Annotated in this window: 17 protein-coding genes; 10 read left to right on the forward strand and 7 right to left on the reverse strand. The window is 57.5% G+C overall.

Annotation, left to right across the window (positions count from 1 at the left end):
• The first annotated feature begins 54 nt into the window (after nucleotides 1–54).
• From GXM22_RS06295 to GXM22_RS06340, 10 genes are all read left to right on the forward strand, one after another.
• The gene (locus GXM22_RS06295) at nucleotides 55–2,505 is read left to right on the forward strand and encodes a transglycosylase domain-containing protein (protein ID WP_005933844.1); all 2,451 of its coding nucleotides are present in this window, start codon (nucleotides 55–57) and stop codon (nucleotides 2,503–2,505) included.
• 320 nt (nucleotides 2,506–2,825) lie between these two features.
• Entirely contained in the window at nucleotides 2,826–3,266 is a 441-nt protein-coding gene (locus tag GXM22_RS06300; RefSeq protein WP_035394385.1) for an ACT domain-containing protein, read from the forward strand.
• Between the two features lie 41 nt (nucleotides 3,267–3,307).
• Nucleotides 3,308–4,543, forward strand: a complete 1,236-nt coding sequence (locus GXM22_RS06305) for a homoserine dehydrogenase (RefSeq protein ID WP_005933838.1) — start codon at nucleotides 3,308–3,310, stop codon at nucleotides 4,541–4,543.
• 16 nt (nucleotides 4,544–4,559) lie between these two features.
• Nucleotides 4,560–5,465: a homoserine kinase gene (gene thrB / locus GXM22_RS06310; protein ID WP_005933837.1), complete on the forward strand. Its 906-nt coding sequence runs from the start codon at nucleotides 4,560–4,562 to the stop codon at nucleotides 5,463–5,465.
• A 36-nt stretch (nucleotides 5,466–5,501) separates the two neighbouring features.
• Nucleotides 5,502–6,701, forward strand: coding sequence for an aspartate kinase (locus GXM22_RS06315; RefSeq protein WP_147585142.1), 1,200 nt, complete (start codon nucleotides 5,502–5,504; stop codon nucleotides 6,699–6,701).
• Nucleotides 6,702–6,906: 205 nt separating this feature from the next.
• Nucleotides 6,907–9,183, forward strand: coding sequence for a hydratase (locus GXM22_RS06320; protein ID WP_099357202.1), 2,277 nt, complete (start codon nucleotides 6,907–6,909; stop codon nucleotides 9,181–9,183).
• Nucleotides 9,184–9,452: 269 nt separating this feature from the next.
• A complete protein-coding gene (locus tag GXM22_RS06325; protein WP_005933828.1) occupies nucleotides 9,453–10,301 on the forward strand; it encodes a PHP domain-containing protein in 849 nt (282 codons plus the stop codon).
• A gap of 191 nt (nucleotides 10,302–10,492) precedes the next feature.
• Entirely contained in the window at nucleotides 10,493–10,753 is a 261-nt protein-coding gene (locus GXM22_RS06330; protein ID WP_035394508.1) for a TIGR03905 family TSCPD domain-containing protein, read from the forward strand.
• A 278-nt stretch (nucleotides 10,754–11,031) separates the two neighbouring features.
• Nucleotides 11,032–13,338, forward strand: a complete 2,307-nt coding sequence (locus GXM22_RS06335) for an ATP-dependent Clp protease ATP-binding subunit (RefSeq protein WP_050762802.1) — start codon at nucleotides 11,032–11,034, stop codon at nucleotides 13,336–13,338.
• A gap of 388 nt (nucleotides 13,339–13,726) precedes the next feature.
• On the forward strand, nucleotides 13,727–14,716 hold the full coding sequence (locus tag GXM22_RS06340) for a diacylglycerol/lipid kinase family protein (protein WP_035394383.1): 990 nt from the start codon (nucleotides 13,727–13,729) through the stop codon (nucleotides 14,714–14,716).
• 194 nt (nucleotides 14,717–14,910) lie between these two features.
• On the opposite strand, the gene GXM22_RS06345 is transcribed toward GXM22_RS06340, so the two are convergent.
• The 7 genes from GXM22_RS06345 to GXM22_RS06380 all read right to left on the reverse strand — a co-directional run bounded on the left by GXM22_RS06345 (nucleotide 14,911) and on the right by GXM22_RS06380 (nucleotide 20,357).
• Nucleotides 14,911–16,104: a site-specific integrase gene (locus GXM22_RS06345; RefSeq protein ID WP_022398882.1), complete on the reverse strand. Its 1,194-nt coding sequence runs from the start codon at nucleotides 16,102–16,104 to the stop codon at nucleotides 14,911–14,913.
• A gap of 79 nt (nucleotides 16,105–16,183) precedes the next feature.
• Entirely contained in the window at nucleotides 16,184–16,387 is a 204-nt protein-coding gene (locus GXM22_RS06350) for an excisionase (RefSeq protein ID WP_009905235.1), read from the reverse strand.
• Nucleotides 16,388–16,819: 432 nt separating this feature from the next.
• Nucleotides 16,820–17,080: a helix-turn-helix domain-containing protein gene (locus GXM22_RS06360; protein ID WP_005933821.1), complete on the reverse strand. Its 261-nt coding sequence runs from the start codon at nucleotides 17,078–17,080 to the stop codon at nucleotides 16,820–16,822.
• Complete coding sequence (locus GXM22_RS06365) at nucleotides 17,061–17,501, reverse strand: RNA polymerase sigma factor (RefSeq protein ID WP_021421424.1); 441 nt, start codon at nucleotides 17,499–17,501, stop codon at nucleotides 17,061–17,063. Before GXM22_RS06365 ends, GXM22_RS06360 begins: the two co-directional genes overlap by 20 nt.
• Nucleotides 17,502–17,963: 462 nt before the next feature.
• A complete protein-coding gene (locus tag GXM22_RS06370; RefSeq protein WP_005933814.1) occupies nucleotides 17,964–18,701 on the reverse strand; it encodes an ABC transporter permease in 738 nt (245 codons plus the stop codon).
• An 8-nt stretch (nucleotides 18,702–18,709) separates the two neighbouring features.
• Nucleotides 18,710–19,441, reverse strand: coding sequence for an ABC transporter permease (locus GXM22_RS06375; RefSeq protein WP_021421426.1), 732 nt, complete (start codon nucleotides 19,439–19,441; stop codon nucleotides 18,710–18,712).
• Nucleotides 19,434–20,357, reverse strand: coding sequence for an ABC transporter ATP-binding protein (locus GXM22_RS06380; protein WP_021421427.1), 924 nt, complete (start codon nucleotides 20,355–20,357; stop codon nucleotides 19,434–19,436). Before GXM22_RS06380 ends, GXM22_RS06375 begins: the two co-directional genes overlap by 8 nt.
• Nucleotides 20,358–20,369: the final 12 nt, after the last annotated feature.

Below are 20,369 nucleotides of genomic sequence, written 5' to 3' on the forward strand. Positions count from 1 at the left end.
AAGATCCACCGGGGCGCTGCACGCACGGACGTGCAGCCCACGGGGGGACGTAAAGTGAATGTGAGCAACAGCCGCAGGGAAGAGCCGCCCAAGCGCGGGCGTGCCCCCAGGGAGCCAAAGGATCCCCGGGAAAAGGCGAAGCACCCCATCCTCAGGGCGCTGGGCCGCACGCTGGCCACCCTCATCTGCCTGGGCATCATGGTGTGCAGCCTGGCGGCAGTGGCGGCGGTGTACTACGCCGTGCAGGCCACGGCCAACGACGGCAACCTGCTGGACCTGGACAACATCGAGCTGAGCCAGTCCAGCACCGTGGTGGCCACCGACCCCGACACCGGCGCGCAGGTGGAGTATGCCACCCTGCGCTCCTCCAACAGCCACCGCGTCTGGGCAGACCTGGAACAGATCCCCACCAACCTGCAGTATGCGTTCATCTGCACCGAGGACAAGGATTTCTACAACGAGCCGGGCGTGAACTTCAAGCGCACCATCGGTGCCATGGTCAACGAGTATCTGCTGCCCATTTACAGCTCCAAGCAGGGCGCTTCCACGCTGGAGCAGCAGCTCATCAAGAACCTGACCAGCGACAAGAGCGCCAGCGGCGTGGAGGGTGCGCTGCGCAAGCTGCGCGAGATCTACCGCGCCCTCTGCCTGAGCCGCGCCTACTCCAAGGAGACCATTCTGGAGGCCTACCTGAACACCATCAGCTTCACCGGCACCATTCAGGGCGTTCAGACAGCGGCCAACGAGTATTTCAACAAGGACGTGAGCCAGCTCACCCTCTGGGAGTGCGCTACCATCGCGTCCATCACCAAGAACCCCACCAACTACAACCCCTACACCAACCCCGAGAACCTGATCCACCGCCGCAACTTCATCATGTATAATATGTGGCAGCAGGGCATCATCTCGGAGGAGGATTACCGCAACGGCGCGGCCCAGCCCCTTGTGCTGGCCGAGGAGGACACCAACAAGAAGACCTCCTCCGTGACCAGCTACTTCACCGATGCCCTCTTCACCGAGGTGGTTCACGACATCATGGACAAGGAGGGCGTGGACGAATCCACGGCCCAGTCCATGCTCTACACCGGCGGCTATACCATCGAGGCCACCGTCAACCCCAAGATGCAGACGGCCATGGAGAACCTGATGCTCAACGAGGGCGTCGCTTACTTCCCGGCCGGCTGGCATGAGGAAGAGGTGACCAGCATCTCGGACGATGACGTGCAGGTGATGAACGCCGATGGCACTCCCAAGACCCGCACCGGCGACGACGGCACCGTGTACTACTACCGCAATGTCCGCACCCAGGCGGCCATGGTCACGCTGGACTATGACGGCAATGTGCTGGCCATGGTGGGCGGTCTGGGCGAAAAGACCAAGAGCCTTTCCCTGAACCGTGCTTACAGTGTGACCCGGCAGACCGGCTCCACCATCAAGCCCATCGGCGCGTACGCGCTGGGCGTGGAGTACGGGCTGGTGAACTGGTCCACCATGCTCAACAACTCGCCCCTGTACCAGAAGCAGGACATGGTCATCCGGGATGAGGACTACTGCCGCAAAAACGGCCTGATGGGCCTTTCCGACAGTCAGCTCAAGGCCTACCCCAACGCATGGCGCAGCTGGCCCCGCAACTACGGCGGCAATTATGGTGACGGCAGCGACCTGCCCCTGTGGAACGGTCTGGCCCGCTCCCTGAACACCATCGCCATCCGGGTGGGCGACCTGGTGGGCGCAAGCAACATCTTCAACTTTGTCTACAACACCCTGCAGCTGACCACTCTGGACCCCGCCAACGACGTGGGCCTTGCCCAGATGGTCATGGGCAGCCAGACCCACGGCGTGACCCCCACGGCGCTGGCCGCTGCCTTCCAGATCTTCTATGACGGCGAGTACACCACCCCGCACCTGTACACCCGTGTGCTGGACCGGGACGGCAACATCTACCTGGAGAACAACGCCACCAGCTATCAGGCCCTGACCCCGCAGACAGCCTATATTATGAACCGTCTGCTCAAGAACGTGCTCTACTCCAACGTGGGCACCGCCAGCGGCCGCTACCCCAACTCCAACGGCATGGAGTCCTTTGGTAAGACCGGTACCGCCAGCGACGAAAAGGATCTGTGGTTCGTGGGCGGCACGCCCTACTATGTCACCGCTGTCTGGTGGGGCTACGACGCGCCTTACGATATGACCAACACCCTGGGCAAGAATCAGGCCAAGACCCGTACCTGTGTCATGGCGTGGAAGGCCTATATGGAGCAGGTGCAGGCAAACCTGCCCTATAAGGCATTCCCCACCAGCGATGGCGTGGTGGAGCGCGCCTACTGCACCCAGAGCGGCCTGCTGGCCGGGGCCAACTGCCCCAGCCGCGCCACCGGCTACTACCGTGCCGATGACCTGCCCGATACCTGCAACTACTCCCACAGCAGCGGCGTGGCCGCAGCGCAGAGCGCGGACACCGCCCCCGTTGTGGGTCAGGATACCACCGGGCTGGATACGGATTGAACCTTTTAGGCGGCCCTTCCAGACGGCCCTCTCAGTCTCGCTGCGCTCGACAGCTCTCCCGAAGGGAGAGCCCTTGGCATGGCGTAAAGCTCATCCTCTTTGCCAAAGCCTCTCCCTTTGGGAGAGGTGGCATCCCGTAGGGATGACGGAGAGGGCACAAGGCCAGCCTCTGCTAAAAGTCACACTTTCTCAATTCCGGTGCGACAGCTTGCCACTTCACGCTCCAAAACTGGATAATCTGACAAAAAAGCATCCGGTCTCTTGCAATGCAGGGGGCCGGATGCTATTATATTCCCTGTAAGAACACTTGTGTTTGTGAGGTGAACAAGTTGGAACGCCGTTTTTATCTGGTGGACGCGGAGGTCCTGCCCGAGGTCTTCCTGAAAGTGGTCAAGGCCAAGGAGCTTCTGGCAAGCGGGGAAGTGCGCAGCATCTCGGCTGCCACCCGCAGCGTGGATCTTTCGCGCAGTGCTTTTTATAAATATAAGGACTGCATCTTTGATTCCGAAAATGGCCGCGAGGTCGTGACCGTAATGGCAACGCTCCGGGATGAAACAGGCGCGCTGCAAAGCCTGCTGGCAGGCATCAGCGCCGCCGGGGCAAGCATTGTTACCATCAACCAGTCCACGCCGGAAAATGGCGCAGCGCTGGTTGCCGTTACCATCCGCACCGATACCATGCAGATGACCCCTGAGGAGCTGACGGAGCGGTTGAGCCGCCAGCGCATGGTGGTGGGCGTGCACTGCGGGTATAACCTGTAAGGGCACCAGAACAGTCAGGAAATAGGAACGAGGGTTGAACTATGGCAAAGATCGCGATTTTAGGCTTTGGCACGGTGGGCAGCGGCGTGTACGAGGTGCTGTGCCGCAACGCCGCCGGTGTTTCCCGCCGGGCCGGTGAGCCGGTGGAGGTCAAGTACATCCTTGACCCCAAGGATTTCTCCGCTCATCCGGCGGCAAACCTCTTCATCAAGAACTTCGATACCATTCTGGAAGACCCGGAGATCCGGGTGGTGGTGGAGACCATCGGCGGCACCCGCTTTGCATACCCCTATGTCAAGGCCTGCCTCGAGAGCGGCCGCAGCGTGTGCACCTCCAACAAGGAGATGGTGGCCACCTACGGCGCGGAGCTGCTGGCGCTGGCCAAGGCCCACAACTGTGCCTTCCTGTTCGAGGCCTCCGTGGGCGGCGGCACCCCCATCATCACCCCCATGCATCAGTGCCTGGCCGCCAACGTCATCACCGAGGTGGAGGGCATCGTGAACGGCACCACCAACTTCATGCTGACCAAGATGGTGCGGGAGAACCTGGGCTTTGACGAGGCCCTGAAGATCGCGCAGGAGCTGGGCTATGCCGAGACCAAGGACCCCGGCGACGATGTGGACGGCCGGGATGCCTGCCGCAAGATCGCCATCCTGTCCTCGCTGGTCTGCGGCCACCAGATCTACCCCCAGAACATCCCCACCCGGGGCATCCGGGACATCACTGTGGCCGATGTGGCTGCGGCGGAGCGGCTGAACTGCGTCATCAAGCTCATCGCGTGGATGAAGCGGGGCGACGACGGCAGCGTGGCCGCCGGTGTGGAGCCCTGCCTGGTGCCCAAGAGCCACCAGCTGGCCGGTGTGGACGATGTGTTCAACGCCGTGCTGGTCAAGGGCGATATGCTGGGCGACGTGGTGTTCTACGGCAAGGGCGCGGGCAAGCTGCCCACCGCCAGCGCCGTGGTGGCCGATGTGGTGGATGCCCTCAAGAACGGCTCCAAGGTCCACGACAGCCTGTTCTGGCAGCCTGCGGAGCCGGTGGAGGGGATGCTCACCGACCCGGCTCCCGCCGCATATTATGTGCGTGCAGCGGGCGTTGCTCCCGCCGTGGTGGAAGCCATCTACGGTAAGGGCCGTGTGGTGGATGAGCACTTTGACGGCTGCTCCTATCTGGTGGAGCAGGCCGACGCAAAGGCCATGGCCGAGGCAGCCCGCAAGGTGGAGACCGTGGGCGGCAGCGTGAAGCTGGTGCTGAAAAAGCTGCCCGAGGAAGCATGAGAAAAGGGGACGGACCATGAAGATCAAAGTTTCTGTTCCGGCCACCAGCGCCAATGTAGGCTCCGGCTTCGACGCGCTGGGTCTGGCCGTGACCCTGTACAACACCGTGACCTTTGAGGAGAGCGATAAGCTGGACATCTCGGCGGCGGACGGCACCCGCATCCCCCGCAACGAGAGCAATCTGGTGTACCGCTCGGCCAAGGGCCTGTTCGACAAGGTGGGCAAGAAAATCCCGCCCCTGAAGATCGTGCAGACCAACCCCATCCCCATGGCCCGGGGCCTGGGTTCCTCCTCGGCCTGCATCATCGCGGGCCTGCTGGGCGCGAACCGGATGCTGGGCGATGTGCTCAACACCCAGGAGCTGCTGACGCTGGCCACGGCCATTGAGGGCCACCCCGACAACGTGGCCCCGGCCCTGCTGGGCGGTTTGACCAGCAGCGTCTTTGAGGACGGCGTGGTCTACTCCGTCAAGCGGGATGTGGACCAGAGCCTCTGCTTTGCGGCCATTGTGCCGGACTACAAGCTGCTGACGGAGGCCGCCCGCGCGGCCCTGCCCAAGCAGGTGGCCCACAAGGATGCCGTGTATAACCTTTCCCGGGCCGCGCTGGTGCCTGCCGCCTTCTGTGAGGGCCGGCATGACCTGCTGGGCATTGCCACCGAGGATAAGCTCCACCAGCCCTACCGGATGCCCCTGATGCCCGGTTCCCGGGAGGTGTTCGCGCTGGCAAAGCAGTGCGGGGCAAAGGCCGTGTATGTATCGGGTGCCGGTTCCACCGTGATGGCGGTGGCCGAGCGCGCGGAGGCTGAGCGCTTTTATGCCGGGCTGCGTGCCGGGCTGGAAACGCTGGAAGGCCTGGACGGATGTGAAGCATTTACACTGTTAGAGCTGGATGCAGATAATACCGGCGCAACTGTGGAATGATATAAATTGGGAGAAACTAGAGGAGAGTGACAAACTATGGCGTTGATCGTACAGAAGTTCGGCGGTTCTTCGGTGAAGGACCGGAACCGTATCTTCAACGTGGCCCGCATCGTGGCCAACACCCACAAGGCGGGCAATGACGTGGTGGTGGTGGTGTCTGCACAGGGCGACACCACCGACGACCTGATCGCAAAGGCTGCTGAGATCACCCACAACCCTTCGGCCCGTGAGATGGATATGCTGCTGGCCGCCGGTGAGGAGATCAGCATCGCGCTGCTGGCTATGGCCCTGAACGAGCTGGGCTGCCACGCCACCAGCCTGACGGGCTGGCAGGCGGGCTTCCGCACCGACCGTGCCTACACTAAGGCACGCATCACCCGCATGGAGACCGAGCGCATTTCCTCCGAGCTGGAGCGCAACCGCGTGGTGGTCGTGGCAGGCTTCCAGGGCCTGAACAAGCTGGATGATATCACCACCCTGGGCCGCGGCGGCTCTGATACCAGCGCCGTGGCCATTGCAGCGGCCCTGCACGCAGACCGCTGCCAGATCTACACCGATGTGGAAGGCGTTTACACCGCAGACCCCCGCAAGGTGCGCAACACCCGCAAGCTGGAAGAGATCACCTTTGACGAGATGCTGGAGCTGGCCTCTCTGGGTGCGCAGGTGCTGAACAACCGCAGCGTGGAGCTGGCAAAGAAGTATAATGTGGAGCTGGAAGTGCTGTCCAGCCTGAATCCCGTGCCCGGTACGGTGGTCAAGGAGGTTACAAAAGACATGGAAGGTATGCTGATCAAGGGTGTTGCAAAGGACACCGATGTTGCCGTTATCACGATCCTGAACGTTCCCGATGAGCCGGGCACCAGCTTCAAGATCTTTGGCCTGCTGGCCCAGAAGAACATCAATGTGGATATCATCCTGCAGTCCACCGGCCGCGACGGCAAGAAGGATATCTCCTTCACCTGCGCCCAGGGCGAGGCTGAGACCGCCATGCGCGTGCTCAAGGAGAGCGGCAAGTTCAAGGATGCCACCTGCGACGAGACCTGCGCAAAGGTCTCCATCGTGGGTGCCGGTATGCAGAGCCACAGCGGCGTTGCCTCCAAGATGTTCGAGGCACTCTCCAACAACAACAACAACATCAAGATGATCTCCACCAGTGAGATCAAGATCTCCTGCATCATTGCCCGTGACGACGCTGACAAGGCGGTCAGCGCCATCCACGATATGCTGTTTGACTGATTGACAGGACTGCTGGTGCTCTGGAAAACCCCACCGTCATTGCTTCGCAATGCCACCGCCCCTGATAGGGGCGGCCTTGGCAAAATGGCAAAGCTTTACGCCATGCCAAGGGCCCCACTACTAGGGGGGCTGTCGAGCAAAGCGAGACTGGGGGGTTGCCCCGGAGCGCCGCAGTCCTTTTTTGCAAAAGCGAGGGGAAAGTATTATGTTGGAATCGATCAAATGCAGCGCCTCGGGTGCATACTACCTGCGGGGGCAGTGGGTGCCTGCCGACGCGCAGGCTCCTGCGGCACTGGCAGCCGCAGGCGTGACTGCGGAGCAGGCCGGCCAGGCCTACAAGGGCACCATGGCCTACGGCATCCTCACCGCCCACAACACCAGCGGTAATGACCGGGATCTCCGGATCAAGTTCGATGCCATGGCAAGCCACGACATCACCTTTGTGGGCATCATCCAGACGGCCCGCGCCTCGGGGCTGGAAAAGTTCCCCATCCCCTATGTGCTGACCAACTGCCACAACAGCCTGTGCGCCGTGGGCGGCACCATCAACGAGGATGACCACCGCTTCGGCCTGTCCGCTGCCAAAAAGTACGGCGGCATCTTTGTGCCGCCCCACATGGCGGTCATCCACCAGTACATGCGTGAGCGCTTTGCGGGCTGCGGCAAAATGATCCTTGGCTCCGATTCCCACACCCGCTACGGCGCGCTGGGCACCATGGCCATCGGCGAGGGCGGCGGCGAGCTGGCAAAGCAGCTGCTGGGCCGCACCTACGATGTGGCCCGCCCCGGCGTGGTGGCCATCTGCCTGACCGGCGCTCTGCCCGCAGGCTGCGGCCCCCACGATGTGGCCATTGCACTGGTGGGTGAGCTGTTCAAGAGCGGCTATGTCAAGAACAAGGTCATGGAGTTTGTGGGCCCCGGCATCGCCTCCCTGCGGCAGGACACCCGCAACGCCATTGATGCCATGACCACCGAGACCACCTGCCTTTCCTCCATCTGGGAGACCGATGAAAAGACCCGGCAGTTCCTCACGGTCCATGGCAGGGCAGGGGACTACAAGCCCCTGCACCCGGCAGAGCTGGCCTATTACGACGGCGTGGTGAGCGTGGACCTTTCCAAGATCCGGCCCATGATCGCCCTGCCCATGCACCCCTCCAACGCCTTTCCCATTGAGGAGCTGAACGCCAACCTCAAGGACATCCTCCACGAATGCGAGGAGAACGTCCAGAAGCTGGTGGGCCGTTCTGACGTGAAGCTGGATCTGTGCAGCAAGATCGAAAACGGCAGGCTCCGGGTGGATCAGGGAGTCATCGCGGGCTGCGCGGGCGGCCTGTTCGACAGCATCTACGAGGCCGCTTCCATCCTCAAGGGCCATACCGGCGGCTGCGGGGATTACGCCCTCAGCGTTTACCCCGGCAGCCAGCCCATTATGATGGAGCTGAACCGCACCGGCGTGCTCACTGACCTGATGGCCAGCGGTGCCACCATCCGCACGGCCTTCTGCGGCCCCTGCTTCGGCGCGGGCGATGTGCCCGCCAACGGGGCGCTGTCCATCCGCCACACCACCCGCAACTTCCCCAGCCGCGAGGGCTCCAAGCCCGGCAGCGGCCAGCTGGCAGGCGTGGCCCTGATGGATGCCCGCAGCATTGCCGCCACCACGGCAAACGGCGGCATCCTGACCCCCGCAACGGAGGTGGATTACGACCCCACCGTGCCCGAATACCACTACGATCCCTCCAGCTACGAGGCCCGGGTGTATCAGGGCTTTGGCCACGGCGATTACGATGCCCTGCTCAAGCTGGGCCCCAACATCAAGGACTGGCCCGAGATCGCCCCGCTGGGCGACAACCTGCTGCTGAAGGTGGCCTCCTACATCACCGACCCCGTCACCACCACGGACGAGCTCATCCCCTCGGGTGAGACCTCTTCCTACCGCTCCAACCCCCTGGGTCTGGCTGAGTTCACCCTCAGCCGCAAGGACCCCGCCTATGTGGGGCGCGCCAAGGCCGTGCAGGCCGAGGAAGCCGCCCGCCGGGCCGGGCAGGGGGATGCCGCCCTGCTGGCAAAGATCCGCGCCGTGCCCGGCTGCGAGGCCCTGACCTGGGACGATGTGCAGCTGGCCTCCACCATTTTTGCCGTCAAGCCCGGCGACGGCTCTGCCCGTGAGCAGGCCGCCAGCTGCCAGCGCGTGCTGGGGGCCGGGGCCAACATCGTCAACGAGTACGCCACCAAGCGTTACCGCTCCAACCTCATCAACTGGGGCATGCTGCCCTTCCAGCTCAACGGTGCGGCTCCCTTCGGCCTAGGGGATTACATCCTCATCCCCCATGTCCGGGAAGCCCTCAAAGGCGATCTGCAGAACATCCCTGCCTATGTGCTGGGTGAGGAAGTGAAGCCCTTCGCCCTCTATATGGCACCGCTGACCTCCGATGAGCGGGAGATTTTGGCAGACGGGTGTTTGATCAATTATTATAAGCATTAAACCTCTCAGCCGTCGCTGACGCTCGGCAGCTCCCCTAGTAGGGGAGCCCTTGGCAGGCCGTCGCGTTTTCGAGGTCTGGCGCTTCGCTCCTGTTTGCCCTGCTGGCGCAAAGCCTTATCCTTGCGGCAGGAGTGCGTTTTGGAGCGTCAGCGATCATAGCGAAAAATGAACCTTATGCCAAGGCCTCCCCTACTAGGGGAGGTGGCATCGAGCGTTAGCGAAGATGACGGAGAGGTTTAACCCGTTACATTCTCAGGAGGTTCCATTCCATGCCCGGCGATCTACACAACCACACCACCTATTCCGACGGTTCCGTGCCCGTGGCCCGGCTGCCCCTGATGGCAGCCCGGGTGGGGCTGGATGCTATGGCCATCTCTGACCACGACACACTGCGCAGCGTGCAGTATGCCTACGACCACCCGGTGCAGGATGGGGTAAAGCTCATCCCGGCCACCGAGCTCACTGGCTACGATTACGAGCGCCAGCACCGGGTCCACCTGCTGGCCTACTGGCCTGACCCCGAGAGCGAGGCCCTGCGCCGCCACTGCGATATCATGCGCCAGCGCCGCAACGAGTGCTGTTTGCAGAGCGCCCGGGAGCTGGAAGCCATCTTCCCCCAGTTCCGCACCGAGCAGGCGCTGGAATACGCCAGAGACAGCGGCGTGCTCTATAAGAGCGGCATCATGCAGGCGCTGCGGGAGCTGGGCCTTGCCGACAGCATCTACGGCGAGCGCTACCATGAGCTGTTCGGCTGGAACCCGCGGGGCAGGGTGCTCCACTCGCCCGAGTATATCCCGGTGCGGGAGGTGCTGGCCACAGCCAGAGCCGCCGGTGCCGTGGTGGTGTTCGCCCACCCCACCGTGTACAAGAGTATGCCCCTGCTCCGGGAACTGGTCAGGGAGGGGATGGTGGACGGCATCGAGATCGACCACCCCAGCAACAGCCCCGAGGACAAGGCCGAGTGTGCCGCCCTCTGTGGGCAGTATCACCTCATCCACACCGGCGGCACCGACTTCCACGGGGCCAACCACAAAAAGGTCTACCCCGTGGGCACCTGCACCACTCCCGATGACCAGATCGCGCGGATCGAGGAGCTGGCCCGGAAGCGCAGACGGTGACCCGCCGCGCTTCGGGAGCTTTTTCCCGCGAGTGAAACGGGCCATTCCATCGCCCGCCCTATTGCCTGCGGCAACAGGGTCCCACCCCAGCGGACACTCGCTTGGAAAAACTCCCTCGCTGCGGCTGACGCTTGCAGATTCGTGAGATTTATAGTATAATGCAGGCAAGTCAAAAAGAGAGGATGTTTTCCATGAGCAAATCTTTCAGCTTCCCCAATGTGGGCACCTGTTCCAAGCAGACCAACATCGTGCTGAACGATGACCACACCATCGAGTCCGTTGAGGTCATCGGCGGCTGCAACGGCAACCTCAAGGGCATCAGCCGCCTGCTCAAGGGCATGAAGGCTGAGGATGCCATCGCCCGCATGGAGGGTACCACCTGCGGCCCCCGCCCCACCAGCTGCCCCGACCAGATCGCTAAGAACCTGAAAAAGGCTCTGGCAGAGATGTAACCATCAACGCAGAGAAAGCGTCGTGCATTGCACGGCGCTTTTTTGCTGTGCAGCGCCCTCTCAGTCTCGCTTTGCTCGACAGCTCTCCCGAAGGGAGAGCCAACGCATCGTTTTGATTCTGCAGCCCCTGAAGGCCAGGCCGCAGTTGGCTCCCCCCTCGGGGGAGCTGGCAAAGCCGATAGGCTTTGACTGAGAGGGTTGACACAAATTGCTGATTTTTTTCCATTCACCGGGCCTATACTTTGCTGTGTATGAAACAATACAGCAAGGAGCAGAGCATGAGCATTTGGGAAGCATTCGGCATGGGCAGACACAAGGGGTTTTCGCGGGAGGCAGGGCTGCTGCTGGACGAAGCCGTGGAGCTTGCGGGCAGCATGGGCTGTGCCCGGGCGGATACCGGGCACCTGCTGCTTGCCATGCTGCAGACCGACCGCGGCCCGGCGGGGCGGTTTCTGGCGGGCAAGAACATCACCGAGCCCGCCGTGCGCCGTCAGCTGGCCGAGGGCCGCACCAGCCCGGCCCGCCAGCTGGACAGAAAGGCGCTGGCCCCAGACCTGCGCCGGGCCATGGATTATGCCCTCATCGGGGCACAGAACGCCCACCTGCCCAAGGCGGAACCGGAGCACCTGCTCTGTGCCATGCTGGAGGATACCGACTGCGCGGCGGGGGTGCTGCTGGCCTCCATGGGGGTGCAGCTGGCCGAGGCCGTGCGGGAGTGCCGCCAGATCTCGGGGCAGTTCATCCTGCCCGGCACGCCCCGGGCCAGCGCCATGCCCCGGGGCAGCCGCGCCAGCGATAAGTATTGCCGCGACCTGACCCGCCGCGCGGTGGACGGCGAGCTGGACCCGGTGTTCTGCCGGGATGCGGAGCTGGACCGGATGGTGGAGATCCTGTGCCGCCGCCAGAAGAACAACCCCTGTCTGGTGGGGGAGCCGGGCGTGGGCAAAACGGCCCTTGCCGAGGGCCTTGCCCAGCGCATCGCCAGCCGGAATGTGCCCCGGATGCTGCAGGGGCGGCGGCTGCTGGCGCTGGATATGGCCAGCCTTGTGGCGGGCACCAAGTACCGGGGCGACTTTGAGGAGCGGTTCAAGACCCTTCTGGAGGAGCTTGTGCGGGACGGCAGCGCCATCCTGTTTGTGGACGAGTTCCACACCATCGTGGGAGCCGGCGCGGCAGAGGGGGCCATTGATGCCGCCAGCATCCTGAAGCCCGTGCTGGCCCGGGGGGAGCTGCAGCTCATCGGGGCCACCACCGATCAGGAGTTCCGCACCCATATCCAGAAGGATGCCGCACTGGAGCGCCGCTTTGGCCGGGTGCAGATCGAGGAGCCCACCCCGGCGCAGGCTGCGGCGATCCTGGAGGGCCTTGCCCCCCGCTACGAGCGCTACCACAGCGTGCATCTGCCGCCCGAGACGCTGCGGGAGGCCGTGGAGCTCTCGGTGCGGTACCTGCCGGGGCGCTTCCTGCCCGATAAGGCCATCGACCTTGTGGACGAGGCCTGTGCCGCTGCCCGCATCCGCGCTGAGCGGGAGGGAAAAGCAGATCCCACCCTCACCCGGGAGGACATTGCCCGGGTGGTGGCGCAGGCCAGCGGCGTGCCCGTGGAGCGGGTGGGGGAGAAGGAGCGGGAACGGCTGGACAAGCTGGAATCCCGCCTCAACGCCGAGATCGTGGGCCAGCAGAAGGCCGTGGCGGCGGTGGCCGGGGCCATCCGGCGCAGTCGCACCGGGCTGGGGGAGCCGGGCCGCCCCATGGGGGCCATGCTCTTTCTGGGGCCCACCGGCGTGGGCAAGACCGCCCTTGCCAAGGCCCTTGCCGCCAGCTGGTTCGGCAGCGAGAAGGCCCTGCTCAAGTTCGATATGTCGGAGTATCAGGAGCAGCACACCACGGCCCGCCTGCTGGGCGCGCCCCCGGGCTACCTTGGCCACGATGAGGGCGGTCAGCTCACCGAAGCCGTCCGCCGCCGCCCGTACAGCGTGGTGCTCTTTGACGAGATCGAAAAGGCCCACCCGGACATCCAGAATATCCTGCTGCAGATCCTGGAGGACGGCCAGCTCACCGATGCCATGGGCCGCAAGGCCGATTTCCGCAATACCATCGTCCTGCTCACCTCCAACCTGGGGGCACGCTTTCTGGCCGGGCAGAGCGCCCCGCTGGGTTTTGCAGCGGGCAGCGAGGCCGTGTTCGAGAAGCAGTCGGCCCAGGCCATTGAGGAAGCCAAGAAGTGGTTCCGGCCCGAGCTGGTGGGGCGGCTGGATGAGCTCATCGTGTTCCGTCCCCTTGCAGAGGACAGCCTGTGTGCCATCGCCGAGAAGCTGCTGGGCCAGCTGGAAGCCCGTGCCGCCCGCAATGGGTATCAGCTGACCCATACGCCCCGGGTGGGGGCAGTGCTGGCCGCAAGGGCGCGCTCGCCCTATGGGGCCCGGGAGCTGCGGCGGCAGGTGGACCGCGCCGTGGAACAGGCCCTCGCCAACCAGATCGCCTCCGGCACGGCCCACACCGGCCAGCACTGGACCGCCGACTGCACGGTGGATGGGGCAATCGTGTTGGAAGAGGGGAAAGTAGTAGAGCAAACCATCGGCTAAACCTCTCAGTCACGCTCCGCGTGCCAGCCCCCCTAATAGTGGGGCCCTTGGCATAAGGTTCATTTTTCGCAATGATCGCCTGTCGGTTCCAAAACCGACATCTGCCGCAAGGATAAGACTTTGCGCCAGCAGGGCCAACAGGAGCGAAGCGCCAGACCTCGAAAACGCGACGGTCTGCCAAGGGCTCCCCTACTAGGGGAGCTGCCGAGCGTCAGCGACGGCTGAGAGGTTTAGCCGTAAGCACCTTCTCCCCTTACAGATGCATTGGCTCCCCCTTCGGGGGAGCTGGCGAGCGAAGCGAGACTGAGAGGGTGAGCACGCTTCCCCCTTGCATCCTCCGGCGTTTTCGTTTATCATAGAGAAAGCGAAATGCCCCAAGGAGGAAACCATGCGCTATTTGTTTTTACTGAACCCCGCTGCGGGCAAGCAGGACTGCACTGTCCAGCTCATCCCGCAGATCAGAGCCGCTGCCGCCCGGGCCGGGTGGAGCGCGGCGGATTATACCATCCACACCACCGAATATGCGGGCCACGCCCGGGAGCTGGCCCGTGCCGCAGCCCAGGAGGCAGCGCAGGCAGGGGACAGTCTGCGCATCTGGACAGCGGGCGGCGACGGAACCTTCATGGAAGCCATGACCGGCGTGCAGGGCTTTGCCAACGCCGCCGTGGGCTGCCTGCCCTACGGCAGCGGCAACGACTTCCTGCGCACCTATGGTACCCGAGCAGAGTTCACCGACCTCGATGCCCAGCTGGCGGGCGGGGAAGTGACCATCGACCTGCTGGAGACCAGTCTGGGCCTGTCCGCCACCATCTGCGCGGCGGGTCTGGACGCGCAGGTGGCCTACGGCATCCCCAAGTTCCGGCGCATCCCCCTGTGCGGCGGCGAGGTGTCCTACCTGCTCTCCATTGTGGAGCAGCTCTGCGGCCACATCGGCCGCAGGGTCACCTTTACCATCGACGACGAGGAACTGACCGTGGACTGCCTGATGTGCGCCATCTGCAATGGCCGGGCCTATGGCGGCGGCTTCCTTGCCGCCCCCGAGGCCGACCCCGCAGACGGCTGGCTGGACGTGATGATCGTCCGCAGGGTGGGGCGGCTGACCATTGCCAAGCTGCTGGGGATGTACAAGAGCGGTCGGCATTTTGTGAACGGCCAGCTCACCGAGGAGGCAAAGCCCTACTTCCTCTACCGCCGTGCCCGGCGGGTGGCGCTGCGCCCCGCCGATGGCCGCGGCCCCATCGTTGCCACCGCCGACGGCGAGTGCGCCCCCTGTGATGCGGTGGAGGCTGTTCTGCGCCCCCTGAGCGGCCGCATCCTCCTGCCCGCCCCGGCGTATGAGCGGTTTGTGGCGAAAAGAAGCAGCGTGGATGTAAAATAAGAAGATGTTTAAACCATAAATCACAAAGTAATTTTTGACTATCTTTTCAAAAGTTCTTATATGCCGGTATAGCCTATTGTTACAGGCTTTTCCGGCATTTTTTGTTATGGAAGATATTCTCAAATCTTCTTATATCCCCGTATGTTTTGGTGTTCAAAAGTAGTATGTGGAGTAGTAAATTCTCCGTTTACTACTTATGCAATCAGCCGCTTCATTTCTGTTATCGACGTTTCGGAAGTCGTATGCGCGTAATAGTTCAGCGTCATATTGATGTTGGAATGTCCCATGATGTACTGCAATGCCTTTGGGTTCATTCCTGCATTTGCTAACGTGGTGCAGAATGTGTGGCGTAAGGTGTGCGGTGTCATTACCTTTGGCAATGCTACCTTTTGCGTTTTGGTGTATTTCCTTACAAGCCCCCGGAACATACTTTCATAGTTGACTGCCACTTTTGGCAAGCCGTTCCGGTTAAGAAACAGAAACTTTGTGTAGCCCTCTAAAATAACAGGCTGTGCATATTTCCGTTTGTTCAGCACCCGTTGAAATGCTTCCAACACTTTTTCACTCATAGGAATAACCCGATTGCCGCTTTTCGTCTTAGGCGTTTCCACATAGTAACCCACATCTGCAATCTTCAAAAGTTGGTGGTCTACATTGATAAGCTGTTTGTCTAAGTCAATGTCAGCTTCCGTCAGTCCGCAGAGTTCCGAAATGCGAAGCCCTGTCCCTAACAGTATGATAATCTCGTCGTAGTATTTCTGATAGACTTTATCATGCTGCACAAAGGACAGAAAAGCCGCTTCCTGCGTAGGGGATAGAGGTTCCTTTGGTTCCGTATCATCTTCAAGGACTGTGTTCAACTGGAAGTCAAATGGATTTTTACGAATACAATCGTCCTGTATGGCTGTGTAAAAAGCAGCCTTTAAGGAACGCTTGTGGTTGTTGATAGTCTTGAAGCCGTAACCTTTTTCTTTCATGCGTAATGCCCATTCCTTTGCGTCGGAGAGCTTCACATTTTCAATCCGGCAGGCTCCAAGTTTATCCTCCTGCAAAATCCGCATGAGCTGTTTTCGCCCCTGCTTTGTACCATGCCGCACATTTGCCCGGTGGCGTATCTGCTTTGCGTAGAGTTGGCAGACCGTCATTTTCTTTCCGATATGGTCGATACCGTCGTCAAGGTCTTTTTGGATTTCTTTCTCTTTTTCCCTCAACGCTATATCGTCGCGTTTTCCTGCCGGGGTTTTGTCCGTAGGTACTAACTTCCAAGAATACACAAACTGCGGTTTTCCAAAGGTATCTATATATTTGTAGGCATATCTCCCGTCTTTTCTCTGGCTCTCTCCGGTGCGGAGAATACGATTTTTATTATCCCGTCTTTTTTCCGACATCGTTATGCTCCTTTCCATAATGGAAAGAGCCTTGATATGCTTGACTACATTGTACCACATTCAAGGCTCGATTTCACTATCAGATTGCGTCCACCGTATCAATCATTTTTTCAAACTGCTTACGCTTAATCTGAATACGGTTTCCGTTCATCATTACCCAGTCCGGGACGGGATTTTCTTCTGCCAGTTTCCGCAGCTTGCTTTCTCCGATACGGAAATATTTTGCGGCTTCTTCTATGGTAAGAGTGTACTTTTCCCAAATCGGCACGTCGTTATTGTTCAATTTGTCGTCCCCCTTTCTAAATGGGTCAAAAGTCAATTTGTAACATAGGCTTTAATCGGACGGCTATTAGCGTAACCTCATGGGACTTGCACCCCTCCGGCGGTCTGCCGAAGCCCTACCCATTGCCTGCGACGCTTCTAACGCTCGGACTATGGCTGTAAGGAAGTATCATTATGTATTCTGTGCGTTATCGCCCGCAAGTTGCTACACTTGCTTTGCAGCGGTGGTGTTGTTCGCTCGCTTTTCCCGTAGGAGAAAGGTCATGGCGCACCCGCCGTATGGCTCGGCACAAAAGGAACGTATCCGATTTGCCTTATGCTGCGTCGCCGTTCTATTGCGCCGCTTTCTTTGTCAAGGTTCAAAATGGCTGTGTTGCCGCATTAGCAGCGGAACGGAAAAGGGGGAGTAAAGACGTTCCACCGCCGATTGCGGTTATTTCTCTGTTCTAAAATTGAGGACAGCCATCATCAGTTTGGCTTGCAGCCGTTCCCGAATGTCGTTGTCTATACCAAAATAAACATTTCCACGCTCGTCATATAACTTTCGCATGGATAAACGGGCTATATAACCGCTGAAATGCTGCAAGACCATTTTCATAGCGTCCGGGTCGCCCTTTGTCGCTGCCACAATGACAGGATAAGGAACAAGGGCATTTTCAGGGTAGCCGGGTTGATTACCATTCGTCCCATTCATCAGCATTTTCCTCCAAATATTTTCTTAATTGTTCAAAAGAGCTTGTCCGTCTGTACTGTATTGTGCTTCTCGGTGTATTGAGCAACTCTGCAATTTCTGTATCGCTCATTCCCTCGAAATAATACAGCAATATGGCTTTGCGCTTTTCTTCCGGCAAAGTACGGATTGCTTCAAGAAGCAACTTCGGCGTGATTTTCTTTCCGGCTTTTTCAAAGACGGTTTCAGCAGTTTCCCGTTTGAAATATTCATCAAAGGTATGTAGCTGTCGCGCTTCATCTAAGGTCATGTCAGAAAAGGTTACTTCCTTTGCCTTATGTGTACGAAGCTCTCTATGAGCGTCGCACGCTTCATTGTGCAATACCGCATTGCAATACTTCTGAAAAGAACATTGCTTATAAAACTCCCTGCTATTAGGTTCCACATTCTCACCTCCTTTCTTGTTGAAAGTTGGTGGTGCTTCCCCCTTTTCGCGGGGTAATACGGAGCCTTGAAAAAATGCCAAATATTTTCGGAAATTTTTTCAAAAAATTTTTTAAGCATACAAAATGCGCCCGTCCGCAAAAAAACGCGGACAGGCGCATAGGAATAATAAAAAGTATTTAGATGATTTAATAGTTCATATCTAAGGGTAGGAATATCCCCGGTGGCGGTCGGGCTTTTTTTGATAAATCAAAGAATGTAAGAATTTGTTGATGTGGTTTATAACTCATGGCGGCACCTCCTAAAGCCGCCATGTCTACATGGTTAAGGGTCGTCGTACAGACAAAAAGAAACGGCGGCTCTGAAAATCAAAGCCGCCGAAATAGAATAGGCGCGTGAAAATATGGCTGCTCTGCGACGGCTTTTTTTCTTTGCCGTCGTCCGGCAGATGTTGGTTGTATCATTACTTATTTTTGATTGTTTTTTTAGATATTAAAATCAAGACAGAAAACAATCCACAAAAGAACAAACTCATAAGGCTAATAATGATTTCTCCAAAGGTGGCAGAATAATAGCCGGAAATATTGAATGTAGCAGTAATAGGATAGCAAGCCGAAAGAACATCGGATATACTTGTGAATAATCCTGCAAAAGAATAAATTACTGTAAAAATCAAAGCAAGCCAATAGCCTTTCTTTATTCTTGATACAACCGCAATAACAGGTGCAATAGCAAAGAAAATCCCAATGCCGTCAAGTAAATAGATTTTGAAAAAACTTAAAATCATTTTGATAGACAAGCCCCTAAAATGCAAAATAACTTCAACTAAAAATGTAATGCCGAAAAGCAGCAAATAAAAGAGTACGCTAAATGCAAAAGTAATAAGTAATTTTGCAATCGTCATTTTAGCTTCACTTATAGGAATTAAACGTAATGATTTAATAGTATCTTCTTGTTCCTCACGACAAATCATATAGCTCCCCAAAAGTGCAATAACCGCAGGAAGAACAAAAAAAGTTGCTAAAGACTGTGCTGCGTTCATAAACCACCCTGCGTCATCTATATAGCGTTTTTCCCCAAAAGAAAACTGCCCTTGAGTAAAAACAATAATTGCAACCATAATAACTGCGAATATGGCGACCAACACAATTTTTGAACGTCGGAGTTTTTGATGTTCTGCCCAAATCAATTCTTTCATCATTCAATCACTCACTTTCTATGCTTTAAGGAAATGTACGCAAATACGATAGAAACAATAGTCCATATACCGATACAAAAAAGTGCAGCCGGAATATTGACTTCCTGTGCCAAAATAACACCGGGAATATCTCGCATGATAATTGCTGTTGCACTGGATAGAGGGTGTAGGTACATATTAACCATAAGCAAAATAAAGCTAAGAAAGGTGTAAACCAGTGTCACACATACAGGGAGTATATAGTTCTTCCCGGCAGCTGCAACCGCTAAAAGTGGTAATATGGAAAATGCGGTAAGTATGGCGATTTCAATACATTTCTTAAATAGATAACTGATACTATTCCATTCAAAGGTTATATAACCGGGAAGCATACCGAAAAATACAGACGCTATGGCTGTAAGCAACATAAAACAAACGGAATAAGACAGTACAACAATAAATTTGCTAAAAAAATATCCTGTCTTGCTAATCGGTATAATCCACAACTGTTTGAGCATATCGTTTTGATTTTCGTCATACATGAGCATAGTAGAAACCAAACCCAATACAACAGGAAGTATAATCCAAGCTGTATAGCTGAATGTAGTCCACTTATAAAATTGTAATGGTTCAATAACTGTTTTATCAGCACTTCTGAAATAAAAAACTGCAAGAAGTGGCATGAAAAGAGCGGATAACAGCATTAACACAATAAATTTTTTTCGACGCAGTTTAAGAAACTCTGCCTGTATCAGCCTAAGCAATTCCTTCTCCTCCTGTGATTTTTTTGAAATAGTCCTCTAATGTATCATTGCATAGCTGAGAACTGATAACAGCTATATCCTGTACCACAAGAGCTTTATTGACAGCAGCCATATCCAACGAAGTGTCATAAATCCGCAGGGTGTGTTCGTCCTGTACGGAATATTCGGTAACCCCAAACTGCCTTTCCAAAACAAGAGAAGTTTTCGGTATATCAGAAACTTGCAGAAGTATATACTTACTGTTTTTCTTTTGTAGCTCATTCATGCTGTTTTCTTCCAGTAGTACACCATGGTCAATAATGCCGATGTCATCAGCCAGTAGTGCAATTTCGGACAGAATATGACTGGAAATAAGAATTGTTTTTCCGCGCTCGATACTTAAAGTCTTAATAAAGTCCCTTACTTCTGCAATGCCTATCGGGTCAAGACCGTTTGTGGGTTCATCTAAGATTAGCAGTTCAGGGTCATGTAAAATAGCATTTGCTATTCCAAGACGCTGCTTCATTCCAAGAGAATACTTGCTAAACAATTTTTTGTCCCGATAAGGCAGACCGACAATCTCCAAGGCGTTTTTTACTGCATTTGGCGCAGCAGTACCGCGCAGTTTTGCAAATATCTCCAAGTTTTCCGTACCTGTTAAATTCGGATAAAAGCCGGGTGTTTCAATAATAGCACCAATCCGGGGATATACTCTTTTTTCCCTCCCTTTGATATTTTGACCGAATACGTCTACTTCGCCGGAAGTAATATCGGTCAACCCCAAAATCATTTTCATAATTGTGGTTTTACCCGCCCCATTACGCCCCAACAGCCCATATATCTGTCCTTGTTTCACATGGATATTAACAGAATTGACTACCGTTTGCTCTCCATAAGTTTTTGTCAGTTGTTTTGTTTCAATTACATATTTATTCATCATATATCCTCA

This window comes from Faecalibacterium duncaniae, from assembly GCF_010509575.1.
GTDB lineage: Bacteria > Bacillota > Clostridia > Oscillospirales > Ruminococcaceae > Faecalibacterium > Faecalibacterium duncaniae.